Origin of the sequence: Corynebacterium canis, from assembly GCF_030408595.1 — a bacterium.
GTDB classification, from domain to species: Bacteria; Actinomycetota; Actinomycetes; order Mycobacteriales; family Mycobacteriaceae; genus Corynebacterium; species Corynebacterium canis.
On record NZ_CP047080.1, the window covers coordinates 2,909,947 to 2,922,828 of the forward strand.

Consider the following 12,882-nt stretch of genomic DNA (forward strand, 5'->3'; position numbering starts at 1 on the left):
TTGTGGAACTCAGGAGTAGGCCTCGTCCCGGGTGGGATGGTCGTGGCGGCCGGTAATCCCGCTTTCCAGACCTTTGACCTGCCCCGCAAGCGGACCGTTCGGCACGGTGGTTACTTCCAGGTTGTCTAGTTTCCAGGTCACCACACCAAACACATCGCTGCGCGCCATCACGTTTCTGTCGGTTTTAAAGTTGTGGTGTCGCCGACACAGACATTGCAGGTTCGGCAGGGTGGTCAATCCGCCCATCTCCCAATTAATAATGTGGTCGGTATCGCAGAAGCGGGCCTCCACATTGCATCCGGGGAACCTGCAGGTTCCGTCCCGCAACATCACGAGCAGCATTTGGTCCAGCGTCGGATCATGCTCATCGAAGCATTCGGTGGCTACGGAGTCAATGCTGCGGTAGCGGAAGGAATTGGCCCGCATCAACTTTCGCCGCTGGTTGATGGTGAGCTGCCCGGTTCCATCCGCGTACACCAGCTCGACGTGATCCGCGGGCGTGAGCTCCCCGACCCCGAAGATCCGGACTTGCCGCGCCTTCTCCCGCGCCGAAAGCGTGCCACACAACCGATTCATTACCACCCGTTCTTGAGGGACCTTTTCAGATTTCGCGTCCGCCGCGATAGTCTGCCTAGCCTCATGAGCATCCTCGGTAGCCAAGGTCACCTGCAGCACACTCACCGAAGGGTCGCTGGTGTGCAACACTTCCACCCCATAGGGCGCCTCGGGCGAATCGAAGTCCACGCGCCCGCTATTGGGGTCCTTGAAATCATCGTACAACCCGAGTCGCACCAGTTCATCGCGGATTTTATTGCCCAACCACCGCGCGGTAGGCAAGGCTTGATTCGGCACCGTGGGCGATAAACACTCCACTAGGAAGATATCCATCTGCTCCCAGATTTCGGCGCAATCTTCATCGTCCGGAATGGCAGCCAGGTGATTCGCGAGCGTCCGCAGCATCCGATAATCCAGCAGCCCCCATGTCAGCCCCAGTTCCTTTAATCTCGGTAGCCACGCGTGCAGCAGCCAGCAGCCGCACACAATATTAGTCATGCACGCTTCCGAATAGTGCGCCGATTGCAATGCCAGCTTCCGCACGAGCCGCCGTAAGTTTGTATCTTCCCAAATCACATCTTTGGTCACCGCCAAATACGCCGCCAAGAAATCCCTATTGTGCGCGATTTCCTGGCCACCCAGAGTGTTTCCGTCATTGTGTACCAAAAAGCCCACATCGGGCCTTGCGTCTGACATTGTTTCTCGCCCCTCCCGTGGTGAAAAGTCCACCCCCTACATTACCAGCCCGAGCAGCATACACCCAGCTCATAATACGTTTTGCCCGACTCAAAACGTTACCCCCGCGCGACGTCGTCACCTGCAATAACAACATGGGAATATGTGGCGCGCAACCTAACCGGGAACCGTCGCATAGCCCCCTCAGCGGCGCTCAGACCGCCCTCAGGAACCCCACAGCAGCACGTTCGCAGCCACTCCCATCAAATCACCTCAACAAGGCTGCAGAAGCGCAGAAGAGTTGCCACTGTGCAATGCGTCACATTTACATATACACAACGCCGCCCCTATTCAGGGGCGCATGACTGCCGCCTAGAACCAGCGGCTCAGCACATCCGCAATGCCGCCGTCATTATTGGAACCGCACACCTCATCGGCAACGGCCTTTAACTTTGGGTGAGCATTCGCCATGGCGACGCCGTGCCCCGCCCATTGCAACATCTCTAGGTCATTGGGCATATCGCCAAAGCACAATACTTCCCGCGCGGAAACCCCGATGTAATTGGCCAATTCCCCGACGCCGGTGGCCTTATTAATGCCGGGTGCGGAAACCTCCAGCAGGCCCTCGTTCATGGAATAGGTGATATGGGCCATACTGGCCGGAACCAGGGGTTTGATCAGCGCATACAATTCGGGCGCGCTCAGGGAATCGTTTCGCAGCAGGAGTTTCACGGCCGGTTTGCTGATCACCTCGGCCTCATCGGCGTGGCCGTATTCGTCGGCGTCCCACACGTGGACATAGGAGGGGGCCACCACGAAGAGCTCTTCCTCCGGGGCAAAGGCGGATTCGCCGCAGCGTTCGACGGCGACGCCAACCTCGGTGACTAAGCGCGCGGCGTCGATAATCCGCCGCATGACGTCGGGGCGCAGGGCGTGCTGCTGGAGGATCTGGTCACGGGCGGAATCATAAATCACGGCGCCATTGGTGCACACGCACACCGGACGCACGGTGAGCTGATCAAGCACCGGCCGCAGCCAGCGCGCGGGACGGCCCGTAGCAAGCGCCATCACGGTGCCCGCGCGGGTCATGCGAATAATGGCCTCCCGCACGGATTTGGGTATGCGCTCGGTGTCATCGATCAGCGTGCCATCAATATCGCTGGCCACCAGCAGCGGGGGCTCATTGGTTGAAATATTCACGCGTTTTCCTTCGACGACAATTCAGCGAGCATAGCGGCGATAGTACTGCGCAGCCCCTCGGTGCCACACTCCGGGTCAAGCGGCTCCCCCACATGAATGCGCACCACGCCGCAGCGCTGCCGCCTGGAGCCCTTGGTCCAGATACGGTGCGAACCCCAGATCGCCACGGGGATCAGTGGCACCCCCGCCTCCGCCGCGATGCGCACGGCGCCGGACTTAAAGTTCAGCAGCTGGCAATCCGAAGAAATGGTCCCCTCCGGGAACACGCCGATCAGGTGCCCCGCCTGCGCCTCCGATACCGCCCGCAGGTAGGCGGGGTGCCCGGCGGAGCGGTCCACGGGGATGTAATGCAACCAGCGCAAAACCTGCGCTAGCACAGGGATGCGAAACAGCTCTTCCTTTGCTAGAAACCGGACGCCCCGAGCTGGGACGAAAGCGAAGTCCAGATAACCCGAATGGTTCGCCGCCAACACTGCACCGCCGTAGGTTGGAATGTGTTCAGCCCCCGTGACAGTGACGCGAATGCCACGGAGCCGAGCGAGAATTAGCCAAGGATGCACGCATTTACGTTACTTCACGGGCTCCAAAACCTCGCGCCCGAGGAACGGTTGCAGCGCCTTGGGCACCAGCACGGAACCATCGGCCTGCTGATTGTTTTCCAGGATGGCGACCAACCAGCGCGTGGTGGCCAGCGTGCCGTTAAGGGTGGCACAGGTTTGCGTGCGGCCAGCGTCGTCGCGATACCGTACTTGAAGACGCCGCGCCTGGAACGTGGTGCAATTCGAAGTAGACGTTAGCTCGCGGTAGGTTCCCTGGGTGGGCACCCAAGCCTCAGTGTCGAACTTACGTGCAGCGGACGCGCCGAGGTCGCCGCCCGCGACGTCGATAATCCGGTAGGGAACCTCCACAGCGGCGAGCATATCGCGCTCCATATTGAGCAGGCGCTGATGCTCCGCCGCGGCCTCCTCGGGCTTGCACCACGTAAACATTTCCACCTTGTCAAACTGGTGCACACGCAAAATGCCGCGGGTGTCCTTGCCGTGGGAGCCGGCCTCGCGGCGGAAACAGGAGGACCAACCGGCGTAGCGCTTCGGCCCCGCGGAAAGGTCAATGATCTCGCCCTGGTGGTAGCCCGCGAGCGCCACCTCGGAGGTGCCCACCAGGTATAGGTCATCCTGTGGGAGGTAATAGATCTCGTCCGAGTGCGCGCCGAGGAAGCCCGTGCCGGACATCACCTCGGGGCGGACCAGCACCGGCGGCACCATCAACTGGAACCCATTGGCCACAGCCTTTTGCGCGGCTAGGTTCAGCATGGCCAGCTGCAGCAACGCCCCGTAGCCGGTTAGGAAGTAGAAGCGCGCGCCGCTGACCTTAGCGCCGCGTTCCATATCTATAAGGCCCAGGCTTTCGCCGAGCGCTAGGTGGTCTTTGGGCTCGAAATCAAAGCTCCGGGGTTCGCCTACGTGTTCGAGCACTACAAAGTCGTCTTCGCCGCCGGCGGGGGCGCCTTCCACCACATTGCTCAGCAGCATCTGCAGGCGGTCAACCTCTTCCGCGGCGGCCTTTTGCGCAGCCTCCGCCTCCTTGACCTTGGCCTTCAGCTCGTTCGACCCGGCGAGCAGGGCGGGGCGTTCCTCCGGCGACGCTTGACCGATCTTTTTGCCAAATGCCTTCTGTTCCGCCCGCAGGGAATCCGCCGCCGCGATCGCCTCGCGGCGTCGCTCATCGGCTGCGATGAGTTGATCTACTAAGGCGGGGTCTTCGCCTCGGGTGACCTGCGAGGCGCGAACGGTTTCTGGGTGGTCACGAAGGAATTTGAGATCAATCACACTCTAACCCTACCAAGCCATGTGATTTCACTTGGAAATTACCAATACCAGTGGCCCGTAATAAGGTTATAGCCCGCGCATGAAACCCTCAGCGCATCGGCTATCCCCCTTCTCTGTGGGGAATGTACCACAATGGCGCACCTGGTTATCACCACACGGGTAATCTGGTTGTATGGCCGAAAATCTGGTGGCGAGGCAATTAACTGACGGTTCGAAACCCAAGCATGCGCAATTGCGCGAAATCCTTGAAGAGATTTGCGCAACCCAGCTTTCCCCCGGGGACATGCTCCCCGGGGAACGCGTGTTAGAGGAAACCTACGGCGTCAGCCGTATAACGGTGCGCCGGGCGATCGGGGACCTGGTCGCGGCGGGGACGTTGAAACGCGCCCGCGGCAAGGGCACGTTTGTGGCCCCGAGCCCGCTGGTTTCGCGCCTGAACCTGGCCTCGTTTTCTTCGGAGATGTCGGCCCAGCACCTGAAGGCTTCCAGCAAGATTCTGCTTGCCGCCCGCGGGCACGCGCCGAAGGATGTGCAGAGCTTCTTCGATTCGGATGCCGCGCACACGCATCTGCGTCGCCTGCGCCTCGGCGATGACCGCCCGTACGCCATTGACGATGGCTGGTATAACAGCACGTTCGCCCCCGGTCTGCTGGAAAATGACGTTTATAATTCCGTGTACGCGATCCTGGATAACGAGTACGGCATGCCCGTCACCGACGCCGAGCAAACCGCCACCGCCATCAATGCCGACGAGGAGACGGGGAAGCTTCTCGACGTCGAGCCGGGGACAGCGTTGTTGCGCATCGTGCGGCAGTCCTTTTCCGGCACCAAGCCGATCGAATGGTGCACTTCCTTGTACCGGACTGATAGGTACGCCCTGAAAACTCATGTATCGCGCACAAGGGATTCAGGCCATCCGGCTACCGACTCAGCTATTAGTGGTGCATGATGGAACACGATGAATACCATACGTACTGCAACGACCGTGCGCTTAACGCTGGCAGCCGCTGTTGTGGCGGTTGCCGGGTTCGCCATTACGCGATTTGCCACGCCCACGAACGAGCCTCAGTTTGAGACCCCCGATGGGGTGGCCCCGTTTACCACGGCTGATGTGGGCGCGTGCCTTACCTGGGAGATTCAAAACGGCGCCCTGAAAAACTTTGAGCAGACGGACTGCGCGCAGAAGCACCGGTTTGAGGTTTCCTACCGGGAGAATCTGGCCACCTATCCGTCGAGCGAGTTCGGTCCGAACGCGCCGTTGCCGGACGTGACCCGGCAGGCCCAGCTGCGCGAGGAGTTGTGCCGCCAGCCCACCGTCGATTATTTGCAGGGCAAGTATGACCCGAACGGTAGGTATTCCATCGCCCCGATCCTGCCGCCCCCGGACGCGTGGAAGAATGGGGACCGCACCATGCTGTGTGGTTTGCAGGTCACCGACGATAATGGCAATTTGCAGCTCACCACCGGCCGCGCCACCGAGCAGGACCAGGCCCGCATTGCGCAGACCGGGGAGTGCGTGCGTGTCGACGCCGCGCAGGCCACCCACGTCGTCGCCTGCGACCAGCCGCACACCTACGAAGTGACCGGTGTGGTGGACCTTGCGGTGCATTTCCCCGACCATGCCCCGAGTATCGAGGAGCAGGATGCGTTCCTGAAAGACCATTGCACGCAGGTGAGCTTGGACTATATCGGCGGCGATGATGCCTTGTATAACTCCACCTTGCAGAGTTTCTGGACCACCATCCCGGTAAATTCCTGGGCCGGCGGCACGCATACCGTGAATTGTTCCTTGATTAAGGCCAACCCCGAGGGCGGTTTCGCCACGCTGAAGGGCAGCGCCAAGGGAGAGTTTTTGATTAACGACGCCCCGCCCCCGCCGCAGCCGACCCGCAACCCGCTCCGTAGCGAACGCCCCCAGCAATGATCCAGGTCAGTGACGAACGCTTCGAAGAACTCGTGGATTTGGGCCTCGATCAAATCCCCGAGAAGTTCGTGCGCCACATGAATAATACGGTGATCCTGATCGGGACCTATCACCCCGAATCGCCCTATATCCTGGGTTTTTACGAGGGTGTGGCGTTGCCGGAGCGGACGTTTAGCAATTCCGGCCACCTTCCGGACGCCATCACGATATATAAAAACGCCCTCGAGGACATGTGCAGCACCGAGGAGGAGCTTATCGAGCAGGTCAAGATCACCGTCATCCACGAGGTGGGCCACCACTTCGGCCTGGATGACGATGACCTTCACGCCCTGGGCTGGGGCTAACCCCAGCTGACCACGCCCCATTCGCCAAAGGGGCGCCCCGAGGGATCAAGGATCACGGTGCGCCCATTGGCCAGGTAGGTGTCAAAGGCGTAGTCCGCGGTGACACCGCTGGCCCAGCGCGCCACGGTACGGATGGCAGCACCGTGGCTGACCAGCACGTTTACGCCATCGCGGGAGGCCAGTTCCTCCAGCACGGGGCGGGAACGCTGCAGGACCTCCAGGTAGTTTTCCCCGCCGGGCAGCCGCGAGGCGGGGTCGCCCTCCAACCAGCCGCGGAAGGCCCGGGTGTAGGTGGCGGCGGTTTCAGGGTCGCCAAGACCATCGAGTTGGCCCGCGAAGATTTCGTGCACCCCCAGCTGGATATCCACCGGGATGTTTTTGCCGGTGGTTTCCGCATAGGCGGAGGAGAGCAGCAGGGCGGTTTGCTGGGCCCGCAGGGCGATCGAACAGTTGATGGAATTGAGGTCGTATTCGGCGAGTTCCGCACCGAGATTGGTTGCCTGCGTCCGCCCCACCTCGGTGAGTTCTGCGCCGGGCGGGCGGGTGTCTATGATCTTTGCCGCATTCGAATGCGTTTGACCGTGACGTACCAAAATCAGCATGAATGGTGACCTTTCCGTGCCGCATCGACCCAGGCAGCAGCTTCCGCCAAGCGATGTGTGTCCGTATGTGAAACTACCTCTAATGTAGGCCAAGATCCCAGGTATGACAGCTGCTCGCAATGGAGGTACAGGGCCCGCAACGCCTCGGCCACGGGATCATCATCGATGTGGCCGATCAGGTCCACGTGGAAGCGGTAGGTTCCCAAACCTGTTCGAGTGGGCCGGGACTCAATGCGGGTCATATCCAACCCGCGCAAAGCGAACTCCGTAAGCGCCGCCACCAAGGAACCGGGACGGTTCGGCAGGGTGAACACTACGGCCGTGCGATCGGAACCCGTGCGGGGGGTTGGCCTGCCGGGCCTACCTACCAGCACGAACCGGGTGCGAGCGCCCGATACATCCGCGACCCCATCGGCGAGGGTGTGCAGGCCGAAGAGCTCGGCGGCGCGGCGGGGGGCTGCCGCGGCGTCGATACGCCCCTCGGCAACGGCTTGGGCGGCGGCGGCATTGGAGGATGCGGCGATGAATTCGACGTCGGGTAGGTGCTCGGCAACCCAGCCGCGGACCTGCTGGCGCGCCACGGGATGCGTGGAAAACGTGCGCACCTCCTGCGTGCCGGGGCGCACCATAATGGAAAACGCCACCTCAATATCGGTTTCGCGGTAGATCTGCACGCCGTCCTCGGCCAGGGAGTCGAAGGTCAACGTCACCGCGCCATCGACAGAGTTTTCTATTGCCACGCAGGCGTAGTCCGCGTCCCCCGCGCGCACCGCGTCCAACGCTTCCGCGGAGCTATTCACCGGCAGCGGTGTCACCTCGTCGGGGAAGCAACCCGAGTCCGCGAAACGCCACAGCGCTTCTTCAGTGAATGTTCCGGCGGGTCCAAGATATGCGACGGTGGTCATGGGAATCACTTTATCGCTCGAAAGCATATGCAGGAATCCGGATAGTAGTGTGTAGTTCCGTGCCCCACGATGCCCCGCTCGATTTGCCGCTGTCTGACTTGGTCGCCGCATTGCGCGCCGGCGAGGTGCAACCAACGGAACTTATCGAGGATATCGATTCCCGCCTCCGCCCCACCAACCCGTGCTTTGCCACCCTGGACCTGGATTACGCCTTCGACGCGGCCCGCGCCCTGCAGGCCACAAAACCCTCCCGCGACCAGCACCTTTTCGGGTTGCCCATGCCGATCAAAGACCTTTCCCCCGTGGCGGACCTGCCGTGCTCCTATGGTTCCATCAAGCGCCGCGAGGTGCCGGAGGCCACGGACCCGTATGTCAGCGCGCTGATCCAGCGCGGGGTTATTGTTACGGGCAAATCGCAAACCTCGGAAATGGGAATGACCGCGTATACGGAACCGATCGGCTTTCCGGCCGTGGATAATCCCACACAACCCGGGCACACGCCCGGCGGTTCCTCGGGCGGGGCGGCCGCCGCGGTGGCCGCGGGGTTCGTTCCGGTGGCGCACGCATCCGATGGCGGCGGCTCCATCCGCATCCCCGCGGCCGCCACCAACCTGGTTGGGTTTAAGCCCCCGCATAGCAGCGAGGGCGGGAAGCTCACCGTGCAGGGGTTTATCACCCGCACGGTCGCGGACGCCGCCTTTGTGCACCAGCTCACGCCCGCCCCCCAACGCCTTCGAATAGGCATTCTGACGCAGCCGCTGCACGGCGACGGGCAAGTAGCCAAGGCCTGGGCCCAGGCGGCGCAGGCGGCGGCGGACACGCTGGCCGCCAACGGGCACGAGATTATCGCCGTGGCGCCCTACGGCCCGGAACCCTTTACGGCTTTCCAGCAGGTGATTTGCCTGCTTGCGCGCCGTATCCCGGGGCCGGCGTCGCCGATTATTGCGTGGATGCGCAGGCGGGACGTCGATAAGCGGGAGGCATTGCGGCGATTCCACCAGGTGCCGCTTATCGCGCGACGCTGGGGTATAGACGCCCTGCTCACGCCCACGCTGGCCTTCGACCCTCCGGTGATCGGCACGTTTTCGCGGCAGCCACCGGCGGAGGACTTCGCGGCGCAAACGCGTTGGACCCCGTGGGCGTCGCTGTTCAATATGACGGGTGGCGCGGCGATTTCCGTGCCCTATGCCGGCCGCAGCGTGCACCTCGGCGCGCTTACCGCTTCCCCCGCCGCCCTGCTTGCCGCCGCGAGGGAGCTGCACCCATGAAAAAAGAACTCGGCGTTGTACTGCTGATTACGTTTGGCATGCAGGGTTTCCGCTCCCTACTGCGGCTTATCGACGCCCTGCTCCAACCCGCCCCGCTCAACGAACAGTCCGTGCAGCTCCACCCCGCACAAACCACCACCTGGTTGGATCCCTTGCTGCAACTCAGTTCGGCGGCAATCCTGATCGGTTGGGGGCTGCTGGTATTGCTGCTGCTGGATAAGGACGGCATCCGGCTGCCGAAATTGCGCAAACTCGATGTTCCGCAGGGCGCGCTATTGGCGGCGGTGATCGGGCTGCCGGGGCTGGTGTTCTACCTCACGGCGCTGCACTTCGGGTTGACCAAAGAGGTGGTGCCGAATTCCAATTGGTTAAGCATCGTGTGGAGCTTTGCCAATGCGTTTGCGGAGGAGACCGTGGTGGTGTTTTGGCTGCTTACGCGGCTGAAACAATTGGGTTGCCGGGCGTGGGTGGGCGTCGCGGCGTCGGCAAGCTTGCGGGGCAGCTACCACTTGTATCAGGGGGTGAGCGCGGGCGTGGGCAATATCGTCATGGGCGTGGTATTCGCGTGGGTGTATCAACGCACCGGGCGGGTGTGGCCACTTGTGATCGGGCATTTCCTTATCGATCTGGTAGCGTTCCTCGGCTACCCCCTGTTGACTGCACTAAGGTAATCCACATGGATGACATCGCCCGCGACAGCTCCGGCCGCCCCATCGTGGACAGGTTCGGTCGGCCTGTTCGACGCCCCAATGCCGCACAGCCCCAACGGCCCGCGGCGCGTCATTCGGCTGGACAACAACCACTGCAACAACATCGGCTCCCGCAGCATCGCGTGCCGCAACGCCCCGGCAATATCGGCCAGGTGCCGGTGCCGCAACCCCCTCGCCCCCAGCCTCCTCGCCCCGCGCCGCGGCCCAAAAAACCGCGCAAACCTGGGAGCATCAAACGCGTGATTGGGCTCACGTTGCTGAGCGTGGTGACGCTGCTGGTGGTCGGCGTGCTGTGGGTGGACGCCTCCCTGCAGCGCGTGCCCGCGACGCCGGACGTGCAGATAGCCAATACCAGCGGCACGAACTGGCTGCTCGTGGGCTCCGACTCCCGGCAGGGTATGGACGAAGCGGAGGTGCAGCGCCTAGCCACCGGCGGCGATATCGGCGCTGGGCGTACTGACACGATCATGCTGCTGCATATCCCGCTGACCGGAGATCCCACCTTATTGTCTATCCCGCGCGACTCGTATGTGGAGATCCCCGGGTATGGCTTCGATAAGATCAACGCCGCGTTTTCCATCGGTGGGCCTAAGCTGCTGACCGAGACCGTGGAGCAGGCCACCGGGCTGCGGATCAATCATTATGCGGAGATCGGTTTCGGCGGGTTCGCCGGCATCGTGGACGCGGTGGGCGGCATTGAAATCTGCGTTGAGGAGCCCATCGACGACCCATTGGCCGGCATTAACCTGCAGCCCGGGTGCCAGGTGATGGACGGGCCGACCGCCCTTGGTTTCGTGCGCACCCGCGCCACTGCCCAGGGTGACTTGGACCGCGTGGCGCGGCAACGGATGTTCTTTAGCGCTTTAGTCGCGGAGGCGACGAAGTTCAAGCCGCTGAGCACGATCCCCCTGGTTACCCAGGTGGCCAAGGCCTTTACGGTTGGCGAGGGCGACCACGCATGGCATCTGGCCTGGTTGGCCTTTCGGATACGCGGCAATATGGTCACGGAAACGGTGCCCATCGGCGGCTTCGCTGATTACGACGTAGGCAATGTAGTCCTGTGGGACGAAATCGCAGCGGAGGAGCTTTTCAGCAAGCTGCGTTAGGCTTATCGACGCCGCGGCTGTGTTCGGCGGTGGTGTTTGGCTTGGCGCGCTCGTTTTTGTAGTTTCGCCAGTTGGCAGGGTGGTTTCGCCCACCGCGGTACAGGCGGCACATAGTCTGTGGGTGGTTCTTGGGGCCATTGATCATCTGGTGGGGGTTCGGGGTGTGGCGCTTCGGGCAAAGGCGGCAGCTCGGTGGGAGTATTGGCAACCAGCCTGTGGCGGGCGAGGTAGCGGGCGCGTTGCCGGTTGCGGTAATTGATTAAGGTGGTGCCCCACCGGCCGAAATCCTCCCGGATCGGCGGCTGCTGGTAGTCCTCCTCGGTTTTCGTGGGCTGGCCATGGCGGGTGGTAATGCCTGCGGGGCAGCCCACCACATGGCCGGCAAGCACCCCCTGCGGAATCGTAGTAATCGTCGCACCGGTGGCAAACCGCCACGTGACATTACCGTAGGTATCGGTGGAAGCGGTGGCGTGCCGGTCGGTTTTGAAATTATGGTGATGCCGACACAAACACTGCAGATTCGACGCGGTGGTCCACCCACCGACCTCATGGTTGATCACATGATCAATCTCACAAAAAGTCGCGTCCATGGTGCAGTCCGGGAACCGGCAGGTCCCATCCCGGCCCATGATCAACAAGCGTTGCTCCTCGGTGGGATCATGCGCAGCCCGCAACACCTCCGCCACATCGCCAATATTGGTATAGGCAAGATCCCGGCCGCTAATGCGCCTGCGTTGCTCCCCGGTGAGTAACCCCACCCCATGCACCCGCTCCGGGACCACCTTCGTGGCCTCGGTAAGGGTACCAAGGCCAAACAGGTGGACAGTACACCCAGCATCCCGCTGCTCCCCACTGCCGCAAATACGATTGGTAATGATCTCATCTTCCCGCAGGTTCAACTTTTTCGCCCCCGCGGCCAGGCGTTGTTTAATCTCATGGGCTTCATCACTAGGTAGGGTCACATTGAGCACACTGACCCCAGCATGCGGGCTTTCCCACAATTCCACCCCACACATCGCCGTAATCCGGGCGGCCATCGCCTCCTCGGTTAACTCCTCCTCCGGCGGGGTTTCCTCCACAATTCGTAACCGGATTAAGGTATCGCGCAGCACCTGCCGGATCCGCCGCGTACTCGGCAGCGGCTGATTCGCCCTGGTTGGGGTAAACAACCCCACCAACACGGTATCGATATCACGCCACACATAGCCCGGGGCATCCAAAGACACCGTCACCAGGGCAAACCAAATCGTCCGCAACCGCTCATAATTCAAATAATTATGCTCCAGCGCGTGCGCCTTCAACCCGGGAAGGCGCTCATGCAGCAGGAAACACCCACCCACAATGTTATACATCCGCGCTTCAGAATACGTGCCACTGTGCACCGCGAATTCCTTCACCAACGCGCGGATATTCAACCGGTGCACATCCAACCCAAAGGTCGCCAACAACCAATTATGTAAAAACACCCGATTGGCCTCCAACTCGGCGGCACCAATGAAATTCTGCGGATCATCCACCACAAACCCCGCCACCGGATCCACCGGATCCACCTGTTGCGTCGTCATTGCCCCGTGTCACCTCCCGAAACCCTTCCCGAACATGTACTGTATAGCCCTCATTCTACCCATCGAGCACACCCGCTACCAGCACCGCAACCACGCACAACACCTTGGACACAACCGGAAAACCACCCCCACCACACCCCTTTTGACCAGGTAAAACAACACCCGAACCCGTGGTGGGCAACACAACACTTGCCCACAC

At 61.8% G+C, this 12,882-nt stretch carries 13 protein-coding genes; 6 read left to right on the top strand and 7 right to left on the bottom strand.

The window, feature by feature from the left end:
- Positions 1-9 precede the first annotated feature (9 nt).
- From CCANI_RS12885 to serS, 4 genes are all read right to left on the bottom strand, one after another.
- Positions 10-1,251, bottom strand: coding sequence for an HNH endonuclease signature motif containing protein (locus CCANI_RS12885; protein WP_146325709.1), 1,242 nt, complete (start codon positions 1,249-1,251; stop codon positions 10-12).
- 351 nt (positions 1,252-1,602) lie between these two features.
- A complete protein-coding gene (locus CCANI_RS12890) occupies positions 1,603-2,430 on the bottom strand; it encodes an HAD family hydrolase (protein WP_246118316.1) in 828 nt (275 codons plus the stop codon).
- Positions 2,427-2,990 (bottom strand): lysophospholipid acyltransferase family protein, encoded by a 564-nt coding sequence (locus CCANI_RS12895; RefSeq protein WP_146325708.1) that lies wholly within the window; start codon positions 2,988-2,990, stop codon positions 2,427-2,429. The genes CCANI_RS12890 and CCANI_RS12895 overlap by 4 nt, the downstream gene beginning before the upstream one ends.
- Positions 2,991-2,999: 9 nt before the next feature.
- Positions 3,000-4,259: a serine--tRNA ligase gene (gene serS, locus CCANI_RS12900; RefSeq protein ID WP_146325707.1), complete on the bottom strand. Its 1,260-nt coding sequence runs from the start codon at positions 4,257-4,259 to the stop codon at positions 3,000-3,002.
- Positions 4,260-4,431: 172 nt separating this feature from the next.
- On the opposite strand from serS, the gene CCANI_RS12905 reads away from it, so the two are divergent.
- Genes CCANI_RS12905 through CCANI_RS12915 form a run of 3 tightly spaced genes read left to right on the top strand, consistent with a single transcriptional unit; the run spans position 4,432 to position 6,527 of the window.
- Positions 4,432-5,208, top strand: a complete 777-nt coding sequence (locus CCANI_RS12905) for a GntR family transcriptional regulator (RefSeq protein WP_146325706.1) — start codon at positions 4,432-4,434, stop codon at positions 5,206-5,208.
- Positions 5,209-5,217: 9 nt separating this feature from the next.
- Positions 5,218-6,183, top strand: a complete 966-nt coding sequence (locus tag CCANI_RS12910) for a septum formation family protein (protein ID WP_146325705.1) — start codon at positions 5,218-5,220, stop codon at positions 6,181-6,183.
- Complete coding sequence (locus tag CCANI_RS12915) at positions 6,180-6,527, top strand: metallopeptidase family protein (RefSeq protein ID WP_146325704.1); 348 nt, start codon at positions 6,180-6,182, stop codon at positions 6,525-6,527. Before CCANI_RS12910 ends, CCANI_RS12915 begins: the two co-directional genes overlap by 4 nt.
- Here CCANI_RS12915 and CCANI_RS12920 read toward each other — a convergent pair.
- On the bottom strand, positions 6,524-7,129 hold the full coding sequence (locus CCANI_RS12920; protein ID WP_146325703.1) for a histidine phosphatase family protein: 606 nt from the start codon (positions 7,127-7,129) through the stop codon (positions 6,524-6,526). The genes CCANI_RS12915 and CCANI_RS12920 overlap by 4 nt on opposite strands.
- Positions 7,123-8,034: a prephenate dehydratase gene (pheA, locus tag CCANI_RS12925; RefSeq protein WP_146325702.1), complete on the bottom strand. Its 912-nt coding sequence runs from the start codon at positions 8,032-8,034 to the stop codon at positions 7,123-7,125. The genes CCANI_RS12920 and pheA overlap by 7 nt, the downstream gene beginning before the upstream one ends.
- A gap of 59 nt (positions 8,035-8,093) precedes the next feature.
- On the opposite strand from pheA, the gene CCANI_RS12930 reads away from it, so the two are divergent.
- The 3 genes from CCANI_RS12930 to CCANI_RS12940 are packed head-to-tail and all read left to right on the top strand — an operon-like array spanning position 8,094 to position 11,118.
- Complete coding sequence (locus CCANI_RS12930; protein WP_246118315.1) at positions 8,094-9,302, top strand: amidase family protein; 1,209 nt, start codon at positions 8,094-8,096, stop codon at positions 9,300-9,302.
- Positions 9,299-9,973, top strand: a complete 675-nt coding sequence (locus CCANI_RS12935; RefSeq protein WP_146325700.1) for a CPBP family intramembrane glutamic endopeptidase — start codon at positions 9,299-9,301, stop codon at positions 9,971-9,973. The genes CCANI_RS12930 and CCANI_RS12935 overlap by 4 nt, the downstream gene beginning before the upstream one ends.
- 5 nt (positions 9,974-9,978) lie before the next feature.
- Positions 9,979-11,118, top strand: a complete 1,140-nt coding sequence (locus tag CCANI_RS12940; protein WP_146325699.1) for an LCP family protein — start codon at positions 9,979-9,981, stop codon at positions 11,116-11,118.
- Positions 11,119-11,120: 2 nt separating this feature from the next.
- Here the strand turns inward: CCANI_RS12940 and CCANI_RS12945 are convergent, their stop codons facing one another.
- Positions 11,121-12,683: an HNH endonuclease signature motif containing protein gene (locus CCANI_RS12945; protein ID WP_290211400.1), complete on the bottom strand. Its 1,563-nt coding sequence runs from the start codon at positions 12,681-12,683 to the stop codon at positions 11,121-11,123.
- Positions 12,684-12,882 lie beyond the last annotated feature (199 nt).